The organism is Streptomyces sp. NPDC016845, assembly GCF_044332585.1.
Lineage (GTDB): Bacteria > Actinomycetota > Actinomycetes > Streptomycetales > Streptomycetaceae > Streptomyces.
The window spans coordinates 170798-186990 of the sequence record NZ_JBIRPI010000004.1 but is presented as its reverse complement, the minus strand read 5'-3'; the positions used below and the strand labels follow the sequence as shown (position 1 = coordinate 186990).

The following is a 16193-nucleotide window of genomic DNA, read 5'->3' as shown; positions in this document are numbered from 1 at the left end:
CCTCGCTCCGACACCATCTCCCGCTCTCTCCGCTCTCTCCCGCTTCTTCTCGCGCGACCTCCCAGGGGGGACCAGATCCATGCACGCAGACCTCTCCCGCGTCACCTTCCGGCCGGGCAAGCACTACTCGGCGGTCCTTGCACAGCAGGGCCGCGTCCAGCTCGACGCCGACGCCAACGAACAGACGGCGATCGCCCTGCACCGCGAACGCACCGCCGTCACCGACCTGGTCGGGCGGCACGGCGGCCCGGCCGCCGCCCCCGGCTTCGCCATCACCTACAAGGCGGGCAACCGGGTGCCGGACGACCTGACCATCGGCGCCGGACGCTACTACGTGGACGGCATCCCGCTGGACGCCACCCGCCCACAGCCCGGGGTCCCCGCCGAGAGCGGGGAAGGGGAGCAGGGCGAGCGGGCACCGGGCGCGGACGACGACACGCTCTGGCGCTACTGGACACAGCCCGACGGCTACCGCGACCCCGAACGCGAGACGGACCGGCTGCCCGACAAGTTCCCCTACCTGGTGTACCTCAAGGTGTGGGAACGGTCCGTCACGGCGGTGGAGGACCCGGAGATCCGCGAGGTCGCCCTCGGCGCGGCCATGCCCGACACAGCGGCCCGCCGCAAGGTGGTCTGGCAGGTCCTCGCGGTGCCCGCGGCGGAGCTCGACATCCCCGCGCGCAAGGGGACGGCGGCCGAGGCCCGCGAGGCGTTCGACAAGTGGGCCGGACAGCACGGTACTTCGGGCGCCCGGCTGGCCGCCCGCTCCGAGCGCCCCTCCCGCGCCGACGAGGACCCCTGCGTCACTCACCCCGAGGCCCGTTACCGGGGCCCGGAGAACCAGCTGTACCGGGTCGAGATCCACCAGGGCGGCGCCGCCGAGCGGGCCACCTTCAAATGGTCCCGCGAGAACGGCTCCGTCACCCTGCCGGTGGCGTCCCTCGACGGCGCCTGGGCCACCCTCGCGACCCTGGGCGCCGACGACAAGCTCGACCTCGGCGCGGGCGACTGGGTCGAGGTGTCCGACGCCGCCTACGAGAGCCGCGACGAACGGACGCCGCTGCTCCGCGTGGAGGAGGTCGACCTGCCGGGGCGCCGGGTACGCCTGTCCGGGGAACCCGCCCCCGGCACGGGCCGCGTCGCCGCCCGACGGCCGTTCCTGCGCCGCTGGGACCACCGCGGCGGCACCGGCCGCGGCGCCCCGCGCCTCACCGACGGCGCCCTCGCCCTCAAGGGCCGCGAGGGCACCTGGATCGACCTGGAGGACGGCGTCCAGGTCTACTTCGCGGCCGAGGGCAGCTACCGGCCGGGCGATCACTGGCTCATCCCCGCGCGCACGGCGACCGGAACCGTCGAGTGGCCGCGCGATACCGCCCGGCGGCCCCTGCTGCAACCGCCTGCCGGGATCGAGGCGCACTACGCCCCGCTCGCCTGGGTCCGTGGCAAGGCGCAGGACGGGGTGACCGACCTGCGCCACGTCTTCGGCCCGCTGGCCGTCCCGGTCGAGTCGACCACGTGACCCCTTCGCCGCACATCTCGCGTGGTGCATGGTCATCACCGGCACGGCCATTCTCGAACTCGGGGTCGTCGTAGCGCGACCGGCTCCGGGGCCGTCCGCCTGTGCACGCGAGTTCCGGCCTTTGTCCTGACAGCGGGGAAAGAAGAGGCGCGTGCGCGTCAAAGGGCTTCCGGGATCGGGTCAAGGCCGCTAACTTCCTTGAAATGAACCGGTCATACATCGCGTAGTCCGGTTCTCCACGGCGCGACGGCGCGCGCCAGGCTCTCCCAGCCCGACTTGGTTCAGGAACCCCACCCCCCAACGGGAGGCACCCGTGCGCACACGTATGCCCGGACTCACGAGAGCACCACGACATTCCAGACTCCGCCGCCTGCTCGCGCTGGCCGTCCCGGCCCTGCTCGCGGCAGGCGGGCTGACCCCGGCCGCGATCGCCGCAGAGGCACCGCCGGCGGTGGTGGCAGACGCGTTCCAGCAGGTCACCCTCGCGAAGGGGGTGGCCGAGACGGGCGAGCCGATGACCCTCGCGGTGCTCCCGGACCGCTCGGTCCTGCACACCTCCAGGGACGGCACCCTGCGGCGCACCGACGCGGCGGGCACCACCGCCGTCGCCGGGAAGCTCAGCGTCTACAGCCACGACGAGGAGGGCCTGCAGGGCGTCGGAGTGGACCCCGGCTTCAGCTCCAACCGCTTCGTCTACCTCTACTACGCCCCGGTGCTCAGCACGCCCGGCGGAGACGCGCCCTCGGACGGCACGGCGGCCCAGTTCACCCCCTTCGACGGGGTCAACCGGCTCTCCCGCTTCGTGCTGAAGGCGGACAACAGCCTCGACCTGGCCAGCGAGAAGAAGATCCTCGACGTGCCCGCCTCGCGTGGTATCTGCTGTCACGTCGGCGGTGACATCGACTTCGACGCGGCGGGCAACCTCTACCTGTCCACCGGCGACGACTCCAACCCCTTCGCCTCCGACGGCTACACGCCGATCGACGAGCGCTCCTCCCGCAACCCGGCCTACGATGCTCAGCGCTCCGCGGGCAACACCAACGACCTGCGCGGCAAGGTGCTGCGCATCAAGGTGAACGCCGACGGCTCGTACTCCGTACCCAGCGGCAACCTGTTCGCGCCCGGCACCGCCAGGACCCGGCCCGAGATCTACGCCATGGGCTTCCGCAACCCCTTCCGGATGACCGTCGACAAGCCCACCGGAATCGTCTACCTCGGCGACTACGGCCCCGACGCCGGGACCGCCAGTGCCACCCGCGGGCCCGCGGGCCAGGTGGAGTTCAACCGGATCACCTCGGCGGGCAACTACGGCTGGCCGTACTGCACCGGAAACAACAACGCCTACGTGGACCACGACTTCGCCACCGGCACCCCGGGCTCGGCCTTCACCTGCGCGGCGCCGAAGAACACCTCGCCGCGCAACACCGGCCTGACCGACCTGCCGCCCGCCCGCGCGGCCTGGATCCCGTACGACGGCGGCTCCGTACCCGAGTTCGGCAACGGCTCCGAGTCGCCGATGGGCGGTCCGGTCTACCGCTACAACGCCTCCTCGACCTCGGACGTGAAGTTCCCGCAGGAGTACGACGGCGACTTCTTCGCCGGGGAGTTCGGCCGCAAGTGGATCAAGCGCATCGAGCAGGACGGCAACGGCACCGTGCAGTCCATCAACGCCTTCCCCTGGACCGGCACCCAGGTGATGGACATGGCGTTCGGCCCGGACGGCGCGCTCTACGTCCTGGACTACGGCACCGGCTACTTCAACGGCGACGAGAACTCCGCCCTCTACCGCATCGAGTACGCGGTGAACGGCCTCGCCCCGATCGCCGCGGCCAAGGCCGACGTCACCTCCGGCAAGACGCCGCTCGCTGTCTCCTTCTCCTCCGCGGGCAGCTCCGACCCGGAGGGCGGGGCGCTCAGCTACTCCTGGACCTTCGGCGACGGCTCCACCTCCACCGCGGCGAACCCCTCGCACACCTACACCACCAACGGGCAGTACACGGCGACGCTCAAGGTCACCGACCCGACCGGCAAGTCGGCGACCGCCTCGGTGCAGATCACGGTCGGCAACACGGCCCCGACGGTCAAGGTCGACCTGCCGCTCAACGGCAGCATCCACGACTTCGGCGCGGCGATCCCGTTCAAGGTCACCGTGACCGACCCGGAGGACGGGACCGTCGACTGCTCCAAGGTCAAGGTCACCTTCATCGTCGGCCACGACAGCCATGGCCACCCGCAGACCTCCACGACCGGGTGCACGGGCACCCTGCAGACCCTCGCGGACGGTGAACACGACCCCAACGCCAACATCTTCGGGGTCATCGACGCCGAGTACACCGACAAGGGCGCGAACAGCCAGCCCGCGCTGACCTCGCACGCCCAGGCCATCGTCCAGCCGAGCCACCGCCAGGCCGAGCACTACGGCTCCACCGCGGGCGCCAGTGTGGTCAGCCACGCGCCGGCGCACGGCGGCAAGACGGTCGGCAACATCGAGAACGGCGACTGGATCTCCTTCACGCCCTACACCCTCGCGAGCGCCACCTCCTTCACCGCCCGGGTCTCCTCGGCCGGCGCGGGCGGCACCATCGAGGTGCGGGCCGGCTCCAGCACGGGCACCCTGCTGGGGACCGCGACCGTACCGGTGACCGGTGACTGGGAGACCTTCCAGGACGTGACGGCCCCGCTCAGCAGCCAGCCGGCCGCCTCGACCTCGCTCTACCTCGTCTTCAAGGGCGGCAGCGGATCCCTCTTCGACGTGGACGAGTTCTCCTTCGCGACCTCCGCCTCCTCCCGTACGGGGCAGATCAAGGGGGTGGGCGGCAAGTGCCTTGACGTCCGGGGCGCGGCGTCCGCGGACGGCACCCAGGTGCAGATCTACACCTGCAACGACAGCTCGGCGCAGCAGTGGACCGTGGGCGCGGACCAGACGCTGAAGGCGCTCGGCAAGTGCCTGGACGTGTCCGGCGGTGGCAGCGCGGACGGTACGAAGATCCAGCTCTACACGTGCAACGGCTCCGGTGCGCAGAAGTGGGCGCCGCAGTCCGACGGTACGGTCCGCAACCCGCAGTCGGCCAAGTGCCTGGACGCCTCCGGCGGCACCTGGCCGGACAGCACGCCCGTACATCTGTGGACCTGCCACGCCGGCGTCAACCAGAAGTGGACCCTGCCGTAATGAACCCTGCCGTAATGAACGGAGGTGACAAGCACATGCGTACGACAGTGAAAGCGGTCCTGAGCCTGTGCGCGGGCGCCGCGCTGCTCCTGACGCCCCAGGCCGTGGCGGAGTCCGCGCCACAGACCTCGGCCCCGGCCGGGGCACGGCCGGTGGCCGACCCCGCGTACAGGATCCTCGTCTTCTCCAAGACGGCGGGCTTCCGCCACTCCTCGATCGACGAGGGCATCGCCGCCCTGCGCACTCTCGGCTCGGCGAACAACTTCACGGTGGACGCCACCGAGGACGCGGCGGCCTTCTCCGGCAACCTCACTCAGTACAAGGCGGTCGTCTTCCTCTCCACCACGGGCGACGTGCTGAACGCCGCCCAGCAGACCGGCTTCGAGAACTACATCAAGGGCGGCGGTGGTTACGTCGGCGTGCACGCGGCCGCCGACACCGAGTACGACTGGTCGTTCTACGAAGGCCTCGCCGGCGCGCTCTTCCAGTCACATCCCGCGATCCAGTCCGCCACCGTCAAGGTGGAGGACCGGGCGCACGCCGCCACCGCGCACCTGCCGAGCAGTTGGCAGCGCACCGACGAGTGGTACAACTACCGCACCAACCCCCGCGCCACGGCCCATGTGCTGGCCTCCCTCGACGAGTCCAGTTACTCCGGTGGCACCATGTCCGGCGACCACCCGATCGCCTGGTGCAAGGACTATCAGGGCGGTCGCGCGTTCTACACCGGCGGAGGGCACACCGAGGAGTCCTATACCGACCCGGCCTTCACCAAGCACATGTTGGGCGGCATCCGCTACGCGGCCGGGATGACCAAGGCCGACTGCGGTCCGGAGACCGGCTACACGCCGCTCTTCAACGGCGCCTCCACGGCCGGCTGGAAGCAGGCGGGGCCCGGCGGGTTCACCCTGGCGGACTCCACGCTCACCTCGTACGACGGCCTCGGCATGCTGTGGTACAACGCCAAGGAGTTCACCGGCGACTATGCGCTCAAGCTCGACTGGAAGCTGGCCGGCGACGACAACTCCGGCGTGTACGTGGGCTTCCCGGCTTCCGACGATCCCTGGTCGGCGGTGAACAACGGCTACGAGATCCAGATCGACGCCACCGATTCCCCCGACCGCACCACGGGCTCCGTCTACGGCTTCAAGTCGGCGGACACCGCCGCCCGGGACGCCGCGCTGAACCCGCCGGGGGAGTGGAACACCTACGAGATCAAGGTCACCGGCGAGCGCCTGGAGGTCTTCCTCAACGGCCGGAAGATCAACGACTTCACCAACACGGATCCGGCGCGCAGCCTGAAACAGGGATACATCGGGCTGCAGAATCACGGGACCGGCGACGACGCGGCGTTCCGCAACATCCGGATCAAGCAGGCGGGCACGCCGCCGCCGACACCGCGCACCGGCGAGGTGAAGGGCGTCAACGGCAAGTGCCTGGACGTACGCGGCGCGGGCACCGCCGACGGCACGCAGATCCAGATCTACACCTGCAACGCCAACGCGGCACAGCAGTGGACGATCGGCGCGGACCAGACGCTGAAGGCGCTCGGCAAGTGCCTGGACGTGTCCGGCGGTGGCAGCGCGGACGGTACGAAGATCCAGCTCTACACGTGCAACGGCTCCGGTGCGCAGAGATGGGCGCCGCAGTCCGACGGCACGGTCCGCAACCCGCAGTCGGCCAAGTGCCTGGACGCCTCCGGCAGCGCCTGGAACGACAGCACACCGGTCCACCTGTGGACCTGCCACACGGGTCCCAACCAGAAGTGGACCCTGCCATGACGGGCTGGCGCGTGACCGGTACGGCGTGACGAACGCGGCACGGATCCCCCGGGCTCCGTGCCGCGGGCAGCCGACAGCTCGCTCGTCGCCGGCGGCCCGGCCGGTATCACAGCCGGGCGGGACGAGAGCGATCATGGGGCGAGCACGTCCGGACCGTAGAACAGGGAATCTCATGACTCTGCAGGAAGGCCAGCGGGTCAAGCTGGCCGCCGATCTCCGCCTGACCGACCCGATCGAGGTGTCCGGGGCGGTCATCGGCATCCTCTCCCTCGCCGCCGATACCGAAGGAACCGTGGAAGAAGTCGTCGAACATGTCCGTGAGGACGCCGATGTCCGCGAGTATGAGCGGCTCAAGGCGCTGCTCGACTCCTACGGTGACGGCATGCCCCCGGAGAGCAAAAGGCAGCTGGAGCGGAAGGTCGGCGAACTGCACCCGACGTGGGTCGCGTTCCAGGAACAGGGGCCGATGGTGACGGTGCAGGTCCACTTCGACAACGGGCTCATCCTGGGCGCGTCACCTCAAGACCTTTACGTCCCCGTGTGAGAGCAGCGGCGAGAGGGCGCGTCCCCGCTGCATGGAGACTGGACCCGGACGACGCGATCGCCGACATCGAGGGGCGACGCCCTTGGCCGAGATCTGGTCCGAGACCAGGACAGCCTCGGGGTGTACATCGAGCTGGTCGGCGATGCGCCCGGGGGCGGTTCACACCGGTCGTCCACCCGTCAGTCGTGGCCGGCGCCCCGCTGGCCGGACCGGTGACCGGCGTGCCCGGGCTGGTCGGCGTGTTCGGCCTGTAGTACCTGGCGGCGACGTTCCTGTTCGCGTTTGGAGTAGGCGGCTGCCCTGACCGCCTCGTCGCTCTCCAAGCCCGACCCCAGCGCGCCGCCCACGGTGGCGACCGAAGCGACGAACCAGGCGAGGGTCAGATAGTCCGTCGCGTCCAGCGGAGCCCGGGTCAGGGACGCGAACACCCGGTCGTTGAGGATGAACAGTGCCCACACCAGGTTGATGACCAGCAGGCCGACGTAGCAGACAGCCACCCCGATCCCGACGGTCACGATCGTCGAGGCGTTGTAGAGCCTCGCCCGGCGCCTGGCCTCCGTCGAGCTGTCCGACGAGCGATGCCACAGCTGTGCGTCCACGATCAGCCACCCGATCATGGTCGCGAGAGATCCCACCGTGGCGATGATGAGACGGGGCACGCTCAGGGCCTCGGCCAGACTCCAGACGGTGGAGTTCACGGTGGCGACAGCCCCGGTCGCGAGCGCGGCCGCCAATGCTTTGGACAGGCCCGGCACCAGGCGCCAGGGACGGTTGGCGCGGACCATGCCCGAGAGCACCCGCAGGTGGCCCCGTCGGCCTCTGACGACGTAACGAAGGTCAGCAGTCTGCTCGTCGCCGCCGGACGGCTCCGGGTGGATCGAGGCGAATCGACGGGCGAACGGCGTCGGCAGCGATCGGCGTCGCGGTGCCGCCTCGCCTTTCTCGACCTGCGCCCGCACCAGGCCGAGCACGGTCTCTTCCACGGCCTGCCGGGCTCTCGTCTGCTGCCGCAGGCCGCCCAGCGGAGGCAGCGACAGCAGTGCCAGACCGTGCTCGTGGCTCACATCCGCCAGCAACGTGTGCCCGTCGGCGTGCAGGGGGAGGTCGGTGAGAGCCACGACAACGTCCCAGTTCTCCGCGCGCGCACGGTCCCTGATCCGGCTCATCAACGTGGGCGGGTCCTCGCTGCCCGAGGTGAAGGGCTCACTCACCACCTCGACATCGAATCGCCGGTCCGGCCCGGACTTTCCGGCGAGCCGTGCCGGAAGAACGCGGGCCATGCGCCGCGCGACATCTGTCGGCGCGTCCGGATCCGCCAGGAGAGCCACGACCGTAACTTTCGAGGACGACACCCGTATGACCGCACCCTTCACGTCGGCTGCCTCTGGAGGACACGTGCTGACAGGATGCCTCACCGGTGGCTCCGGTCCGGGGTGACACGCTCTTCCAAGGGGGTCTGGGTTACGGTGTTTCCGCGGCTGTCCGTGGCCTGCACGCGCAGCGTGAGGGAGCGGGCCGAGCGCTCCACCGGCGCTTTCCTGCTGCGGGTCACCGACAGCACCCCGGGCGTCTTCCTATGCCGTACCTCCGGCATGCCGGAGTGCCGGAGGTACGGTGCGCTTCGCCCGGGCGGTCGGGTGGGGGCAAGGTCAGCGCACGAGGCAGGGCCGCTTGCCCTGGAACTCCCAGCCGGGGATGAGGTATTGCATGGCATGGGCGTCGTCGCGGGCGGCCAGCTTCTTGCGTTCGTACAGTTCGTGCGCGGCCAGAAGGCGTTCCATGTCGAGGTGGACCCCGAGGCCCGGTGCGTCGGGTACGGCGATCTGCCCGTTCTCGATGCGCGGGGGGTTGGTGGTGAGGCGTTCCAGACCCTCCTGCCAGATCCAGTGGGTGTCGAGCGCGTTGTAGTCGCCGGGCGCCGCGGCACCGCAGTGGGTGACCATGGCCAGGGAGATGTCGAAGTGGTTGTTGGAGTGGCAGCCCCAGGTGAGGCCCATGGAGTCGCAGAGCTGGGCGACGCCGACGGAGCCGCGCATCGTCCAGAAGTGGGGGTCCGCCAGCGGGATGTCGACGGATTGCAGGGCCAGCGCGTGGGTGAGCTGCCGCCAGTCGGTGGCGATCATGTTGGTCGCGGTCGGCAGGCCGGTGGCGCGGCGGAACTCCGCGAGGATCTCGCGTCCGGAGTAGCCCCCCTCGGCACCGCACGGGTCTTCGGCGTAGGCGAGGGTGCCGACCAGGGGCGCGCACAGTTCGATCGCCTGGCGCAGGGACCAGGCGCCGTTGGGGTCGAGGGTGATGCGCGCGTCGGGGAAGCGTTGCTTGAGCGCCTGTACGGCCCTGATCTCTTCGGCGCCTTCCAGTACACCGCCCTTGAGTTTGAAGTCGCGGAAGCCGTACCGCTCGTAGGCGGCTTCGGCCTGGCGCACGATCGCGGCCGGGGTGAGGGCCTCCTCGTGGCGGACGCGGTGCCAGGCGGCTTCGGCGTCCGGTTCCACGGCGTACTCCAGGTCGGTGCTTGCCGCGTCCCCGACGTAGAAGAGGTAGCCCAGGACGCGCACGGCGTCGCGCTGCTGACCGTCGCCCAGTAGGGCGGCGACGGGGACGTCGAGATGCTGTCCGAGGAGGTCGAGCAGGGCGGATTCCACCGCGGTCACGGCGTGCACGGTGGTGCGCTGGTCGAAGGTCTGCGCGCCCCGGCCGGCGGTGTCACGGTCGGCGAAGCGCTCGCGTATCTCGCGCAGGACGCGCTTGTGATCGCCGACCTTCGTGCCGATGACGAGGCTTTCGGCGTCGCGGAGGGTCTGGGTGATGGCTGTTCCGCCGGGGACCTCACCGAGTCCGGTACGCCCTTCGGAGTCGGTGAGCACGAGGACGTTGCGGGTGAAGTAGGGGCCGTGGGCTCCGGAGAGGTTCAGCTCCATGCTGTCTCTCCCGGCGACCGGGTACACGGAGAACGCGCGGACAGTCGGCTGGCTGGTGGTCATCACAAGTCCTTGTGTGGTGTGAGCGGGTCGTTCGGAAGGGGTGTGGCTAGAGACTCAGCGTGTCCAGGAACCATTCGCCGGCCAGTACTCCGCCGAGGCCGAGGAGGGCCAGCACGGTGGTGTAGGTGGTGCGGACCTTGATGGCCTCGATGACGGAGAGGTTGAAGTACTCCTTGAACAGCCAGAAGCCGGGGTCGTTGACGTGGGAGCACGCGATCGATCCGCAGGCGACGGCGAGGACCATCATCTCGGGGTGGATGCCGCTGCCCGCGAGGAGCGGCAGGACGACGCCGGAGGCGGTGACGACGGCGACGGTGGCCGAGCCGAGGGCTATGCGCAGGATGAAGGCGATGAGCCAGGCGAGGACGAGCGGGGAGATGGACCAGCTGTCGGTGAGGTCCTTGATGTAGTCGGAGATGCCGCCTTCGACGAGGACGTTCTTGTAGGCGCCGCCCGCGCCGATCACGAGGAGGATCATGGCCATGGCCTTGGCCGCGGAGGCGCACGAGTCGCCCACGTCCTCCAGGCTTCGGCCCACGCGCGGACCGAAGGCCCAGATCGCCAGGCACAGGGCGAGCAGCAGGGCGATCGGGGCGGACCCGACGAAGGCGATGACGTGGAGGAGGCCGTTGTCGCTGTCGGTGGCCAGGTCGACGACGGCGGCGCCGGCGATCAGGGCGACCGGGAAGAGGGCGACGGACAGGGACCAGCCGAAGCCGGGCATCTCCTCGTCGGTGAACTCACGGTCGCTGACAAGACCGCCGGGGATCTGCGGGTCCATGGCCCGGATGAACGGAAGCCGCGGCCACACCATGGCGACGAGCGCGCCCGCGGGAACGGCGATGAACAGGCCGTAGAACAGGGTGAGCCCCACCGAGGCGTGGAAGGTGGCGGCGACGGCGGTGGGGCCCGGATGCGGCGGCAGAAAGCTGTGCATCGTCGACAGCGTGATGGACATCGGCAAACCGACCCACAGCAGCTTCACCCCGGTGACCCGGACCAGGGTGAAGGCGATCGGCACGATGATGATGAACGCGACCTCGTAGAACATGGTGACGCCGATGAGGACCGAGGTCACGATCATGGCCAGCTGGACGCCGCGGGTACCGAAGACGTCGAGGAGTCTCCCTGCGATCCGCTGTGCGGCGCCGGAGTCGCCCATGACACGGCCGACCATGGCGCCGAGGCCGATGATGAGCATGGTGTCGCCGATCTGGCCACCGATGCCCTCGGAGAGCACGTCCGGGATGGTGGCGACCGGAATGCCGCGCACCAGGGCGACACCGACCGCGACCAGGAGCAGGGCCACGAAGCCGTTCAGTCTCAGCCGCGTCATGAGCAGGAGCAGGATCACAACGCTGATGCCGACTACCACGAGAGGCAAGACAGTTCCCCTTTGAACTGTATGGAGCGGCGGATGAACTGTATGGAGCGGCGGACGGATTCCGCGGGCGCGCGACATTGACCGGCGCACCCCGGTGCAGCACTGCGCGAAGCACCGCGACGCCGCGGCTGTGCGGGGCAGCCGGCGCCGGGCGGAAGGAGAACCCGCGTGCCGCGCTCTGCCGGACCCGCTGGGGCCGGGCCGGCTGCGCGGAAGCGGGTGCGGACTCAGCCGGCCTGCCGACGGGCGCCTACGAGCGCGAGGCCGTGGTCCAGGACCTCGGACAGGTCGGCGAGGTCTTCGGGGCGCGGTTCGGCCAGCGGGGCCCGGACCGGGCCGACGGGGCAACCGCGCATCCGGGCAGCGGCCTTGACCAGCGCCACCGCGTAGCCCGTGCCCCGGTCCCGGATCTCGACCAGCGGGAGGTAGAACTCGCGCAGCAACTGCTCCACCCGGGCGTCGTCGGCGGCGTTCAGCGCGGCGAAGAACGCGTTGGCGATCTCCGGCGCGAAGGCGTGCACCGCTGAGGAGTACGCGGGCACGCCCACCGCGGCATACGCGCGCGCCTGGATCTCCGCGGTGGGAGCGCCGTTGAAGAAGAGGAATCCCTGTGGTGCCGCCAGCGTCAGACGCTGAAGCCGGTCGAGGTCGCTGTGCCCGTCCTTCAGCCCGATCACGGTGGGGAATCGCGCGATCCGGCGCAGACTCTCCGCTGTGTAGGCGACGTGGTCGCGCTGGTACACGATCAGCGGAAGGTCCGTTCCTCCGGCGATCCTTCCCACCTGTTCCACCAGGCCGCTCTGCGGGCCGTTGACAAGGTAGTGCGGCATGGCCAGCACCGCGTCGGCGCCCGCGTCCTCGGCGATGCGGGCGAAGCGCAGGGCCTGCGCCCACCCGTAGCCGATGCCCGCGATCACGGGAACCTGCCCGGCGGCCGTCTCGACGGTGGCCCGCACCACCGAGCGGTACTCGTCCTCGTCCAGCGAGAAGAACTCACCGGTGCCGCACGCGGGGAACACGGCGCCGGGGTTGGCTTCCAGACGGGTGCTCAGGTAGCCGCGGTAGGCGGGCAGGTCGAGCGCCCCGTCGGCCTGGAACGCCGTGAGCGGGAACGACAGCACGCCGTCCCGTGCCCCCTGACGTATCCGGAGAGCTACTTCGGTCGCCGCGAAGCCGGCGTCGCTCATGAGAAGCCTCATCTCTGTATGTAGATGACATCCGCGTATGCAGATGAACCTAGAGAGAGGAACCCTGACGGTCAACGCTCCGAGCACACGGACCTACGATGTGGGCATGGCGGAGGGGTCAGTGGTACGCGGGGTGAAGTCGGCGGCACGGACGGTAGCCGTCCTCGAAGTGCTGGCGGCACGAGGCGAACGCCCCTCGCGCCTGGACGAACTCGCCGAAGAACTGGAGATCCCGCGCAGCAGCATGTACCAACTGCTGCGGCAACTCGTCGACTGCGGGTGGGTCCGCACGGACGTCACCGGCTCCCTCTACGGCATCGGCATCCGCGCACTGCTCACCGGCACCAGCTACCTGGACGGCGACAACCGGGTCCAGCACATCCGCCCCTACCTCGACGAAGCTTCCGACGCACTCGGCGAGACCATGCACCTGGCCCGGCTGGACGGCGCCGACGTCGTCTATCTCGCCACCCGCGAATCCCACGAATACCTGCGGACCATCAGCCGCGTGGGACGCCGCATCCCCGCTCACGCGGGCGCGCTCGGCAAAGCGCTGCTCGCCGAACGCGCGGACGACCAGCTTCCCCTGCCCGAGGGGCCGCTCCCCGTTCTCACGGCCAACACCCACAGCAGCCGACAGGCTCTCCTGGCCGACCTGCGCGCGACACGGGAACGCGGCTACTCGATCGACCGCGAAGAGACGGTGGCGGGCATCACCGGTTTCGGCTTCGCCCTGCGCTACACCGCACCGGCCACCGACGCGATCAGCTGCTCCGTGCCCACCGTCCGCCTCACCGCCGCACACGAGACACGCATCGTCTCCGTCATGCGCGAGCTCCGTTCCCGAATCGAAGCCCAGCTGCCCCCGATCATCACCGGCCCGGCCTGGCGCACCTGACCTGTACCTACCCGGACGTTCCGAAAGCGCGGGAGCCGCCGCGACACAGCCGTCGGCGGCGCGTCACCGCGCTGATCAGGCCGTACGCGTTGTCCGCGACGGCCGGCGGGCCCGCTGACCCGCCGGCGGACACGGGCCGCACCCGGCTCGACCCGCTGTGCTCAGCCTGCCGTGGCCGGCTCGTCGCCCGTCTCACGGTCGCCGGGGGTGACCGTGCACTGCAGCTGACCGTCCTGTACGTCGCAGGTGACGGTGGAGCCCGGGCCCGCCTGCCCGTCGAGGAGCATGGTGGACAGCCGGTTGTCGAGCTCCGTCTGGATGACGCGGCGCAACGGCCTGGCTCCGAACTCCGGCTGGTAGCCCTCCTGCGCGAGCCATTCCTTGGCCCGTTCGGTCACCTCGAGGCCGACCTGCTGTGCGCGCAGCCTGCGGCGGCTGCGCTCCAGCAGCAGGTCCACGATGCGCACGAGGTCCTCCCTGGTGAGTGCGTGGAAGACCACCACTTCGTCGATGCGGTTGAGGAACTCGGGGCGGAAGTGGCTGCGCAGTTCGGCCATCAGATCGTCGCGGATCTCGTCGACGGCGCCCTGGTGGCTCAGGATGAGTTGCGAGGCGAGGTTGCTGGTCATGATGACGACGGTCTGCCGGAAGTCGACCGTACGACCCTGCGCGTCGGTCAGCCGCCCGTCGTCGAGCACTTGGAGGAGCAGGTTGAAGACGTCCGGGTGCGCCTTCTCCACCTCGTCGAAGAGCACCACGCTGTACGGCTTGCGGCGGACGGCCTCGGTGAGCTGTCCGGCTTCGTCGTAGCCCACGTACCCGGGAGGCGAACCGACGAGCCGGGAGACGGTGTGGCGTTCCTGGAACTCGCTCATGTCGAAGCGGATCAGCCGGTCCTCCTGGCCGAAGAGGATCTCGGCGATGGCTTTGGCGAGTTCGGTCTTGCCCACGCCGGTGGGGCCGAGGAAGAGGAAGCTGCCGGTGGGCCGGTCGGGGTCGCCCATCCCCGCCCTGCCGCGCCGCACGGCCTGCGCGACCGCGGTGACCGCCTCGTCCTGGCCGATGACCCGCGCGTGCAAGGTCTCCTCGAGACGGATCAGGCGTTCGCGCTCGGTGGCCGTCAGCTGGGCGACGGGGATGCCGGTGCGCCGGGAGACGACCTCGGCGATGTCGTCCTCGGTGACCTCGGCGGCGGGTGCCCGTTCGCCGTCCAGGCCGGAGAGCCTGCGCTCCGTCTCGTTGATCTGCCCCTTGAGTCCGGCGGCCCGTTCGTAGTCCTCGTTGTGGACGGCCTCGTCCTTCTCCCGGTTCAGCCGGGTCAGCTCCCGGTGGATCTCATCCGCCTCGGGGCTGTCGGCGCCGCCGCGCAGCGCCACCCGCGCCCCCGACTGGTCCACCAGGTCGATGGCCTTGTCGGGCAGGAAACGGTCGGTGATGTAGCGGTCCGAGAGGATCGCCGCGCTCTCCAGCGCCGCGTCGGTGAAACGGACGCCGTGGTGGGCCTCGTAGGAGTCCCGCAGGCCCTGGAGGATCTCCACGGTCTCCTCGACCGTGGGCTCGGGCACCATCACCGGCTGGAAACGGCGTGCGAGTGCGGCGTCCTTCTCGATGTTCTTGCGGTACTCGTCCAGGGTCGTGGCGCCGACGAGGCTGAGATCGCCGCGCGCCAGAGCGGGCTTGAGGATGTTGCCCGCGTCCATGGCGCCTTCGCCGCCGCCACCGGCGCCGACGACCGTGTGCAGCTCGTCGATGAACAGGACGATGCTCTCCTGCGCGTCGGTGACCTCGTCGATAACCTTCTTCAGGCGCTCCTCGAACTCCCCGCGGTACTTCGAACCGGCCACCAGACCCGACAGGTCCAGGGCCACCACCCGCCGGTCCCGCAGGGTCTTCGGCACGTCGCCGGAGACCACGCGCTGCGCGAGGCCTTCCACGATGGCGGTCTTGCCGACCCCCGGATCCCCGAGCAGCACCGGGTTGTTCTTCGAACGCCGGGAGAGGATCTCCACCGTCTGCTCGATCTCCTGCGCCCGCCCCACCACCGGGTCCAACCGTCCTGCGCGCGCCTCGTCCGTGAGGTCGCGGCCGTACTCGTCGAGCGTGGGCGTGGCACTGGGCCCGCCCGCCGCTGGACCGCCGCCGGTCCCGCCCCGGCCACCGCCGCCGCGGCGGGTTCCCGCACCACCGTCCGAACCCAGGACGTCGGCCGCGCCGGACGACGGGTCCTCCACGACCGCGGCCAGGATGTGCTCGGGCCCGATGTAGGAGACACCCGCTTCCTGGGACTTGGCGTGGGCCCTCAGCAGGGCTCGCTTCGCCGCCGGAGTCAGCCGGGGTTCCGCCACCGTGCCACCGGCGGGCAGCGACTGCTCCACCTGGGCCGCCAGTGTGTCGGGGTCGGCGCCTGCCTGCGCGAGGAGTTGGCGGCCGGGGTCGACCTGGGTGGCGGCCCACAGGAGGTGCACGGTGTCGAGATCGGCACCGTCCTCGGCGGCACGCCCGCCGGCCGTCGCCAGGAGCTCCTGTGAGGCGTCGCTGAGCAGGCGCCCGATGGGCACGCGCTGCACCGCCGGCGGGGAGGCCGCCGGGCTCGTGCCGAAGAAGCGGTTGAAAAGGTCCGAGAAGGGGTCGCCGGATCCGAAGGGCGAAGTCGTCACAGCAGTTGTCCGATCCTGGCGACACCCGGCCCACCTGACGAGCCGCGTGCCGCATTCGTTGTCGGTAAGG

Annotated in this window: 10 protein-coding genes; 5 read left to right on the top strand and 5 right to left on the bottom strand. The window is 70.3% G+C overall.

Annotation, left to right across the window (positions count from 1 at the left end; genetic code table 11):
• Positions 1-79 precede the first annotated feature (79 nt).
• From ACH4RC_RS13940 to ACH4RC_RS13925, 4 genes are all read left to right on the top strand, one after another.
• Positions 80-1519, top strand: coding sequence for a DUF6519 domain-containing protein (locus tag ACH4RC_RS13940; RefSeq protein ID WP_398199566.1), 1440 nt, complete (start codon positions 80-82; stop codon positions 1517-1519).
• Between the two features lie 325 nt (positions 1520-1844).
• Positions 1845-4688: a PQQ-dependent sugar dehydrogenase gene (locus ACH4RC_RS13935; protein ID WP_398200485.1), complete on the top strand. Its 2844-nt coding sequence runs from the start codon at positions 1845-1847 to the stop codon at positions 4686-4688.
• Between the two features lie 35 nt (positions 4689-4723).
• The gene (locus ACH4RC_RS13930; RefSeq protein ID WP_398199564.1) at positions 4724-6469 is read left to right on the top strand and encodes a ThuA domain-containing protein; all 1746 of its coding nucleotides are present in this window, start codon (positions 4724-4726) and stop codon (positions 6467-6469) included.
• A 172-nt stretch (positions 6470-6641) separates the two neighbouring features.
• The gene (locus ACH4RC_RS13925) at positions 6642-7013 is read left to right on the top strand and encodes a hypothetical protein (RefSeq protein WP_398199561.1); all 372 of its coding nucleotides are present in this window, start codon (positions 6642-6644) and stop codon (positions 7011-7013) included.
• Positions 7014-7192: 179 nt separating this feature from the next.
• On the opposite strand, the gene ACH4RC_RS13920 is transcribed toward ACH4RC_RS13925, so the two are convergent.
• From ACH4RC_RS13920 to ACH4RC_RS13905, 4 genes are all read right to left on the bottom strand, one after another.
• Positions 7193-8371 carry a hypothetical protein gene (locus tag ACH4RC_RS13920; protein WP_398200482.1) on the bottom strand — a complete coding sequence of 393 codons (1179 nt, stop codon included), beginning with the start codon at positions 8369-8371 and terminating at the stop codon, positions 7193-7195.
• 291 nt (positions 8372-8662) lie between these two features.
• The gene (locus ACH4RC_RS13915; RefSeq protein WP_398199559.1) at positions 8663-9997 is read right to left on the bottom strand and encodes an enolase C-terminal domain-like protein; all 1335 of its coding nucleotides are present in this window, start codon (positions 9995-9997) and stop codon (positions 8663-8665) included.
• A 46-nt stretch (positions 9998-10043) separates the two neighbouring features.
• Positions 10044-11381 (bottom strand): gluconate:H+ symporter, encoded by a 1338-nt coding sequence (locus ACH4RC_RS13910; protein WP_398199556.1) that lies wholly within the window; start codon positions 11379-11381, stop codon positions 10044-10046.
• A 227-nt stretch (positions 11382-11608) separates the two neighbouring features.
• Positions 11609-12568, bottom strand: coding sequence for a 5-dehydro-4-deoxyglucarate dehydratase (locus tag ACH4RC_RS13905; protein WP_398199553.1), 960 nt, complete (start codon positions 12566-12568; stop codon positions 11609-11611).
• 106 nt (positions 12569-12674) lie between these two features.
• Here ACH4RC_RS13905 and ACH4RC_RS13900 point away from each other — a divergent pair, with 106 nt between their 5' ends.
• Positions 12675-13466 (top strand): IclR family transcriptional regulator, encoded by a 792-nt coding sequence (locus ACH4RC_RS13900; RefSeq protein ID WP_398199550.1) that lies wholly within the window; start codon positions 12675-12677, stop codon positions 13464-13466.
• A gap of 161 nt (positions 13467-13627) precedes the next feature.
• Here ACH4RC_RS13900 and ACH4RC_RS13895 read toward each other — a convergent pair whose 3' ends face one another.
• Entirely contained in the window at positions 13628-16123 is a 2496-nt protein-coding gene (locus ACH4RC_RS13895; protein WP_398199547.1) for an ATP-dependent Clp protease ATP-binding subunit, read from the bottom strand.
• Positions 16124-16193 lie beyond the last annotated feature (70 nt).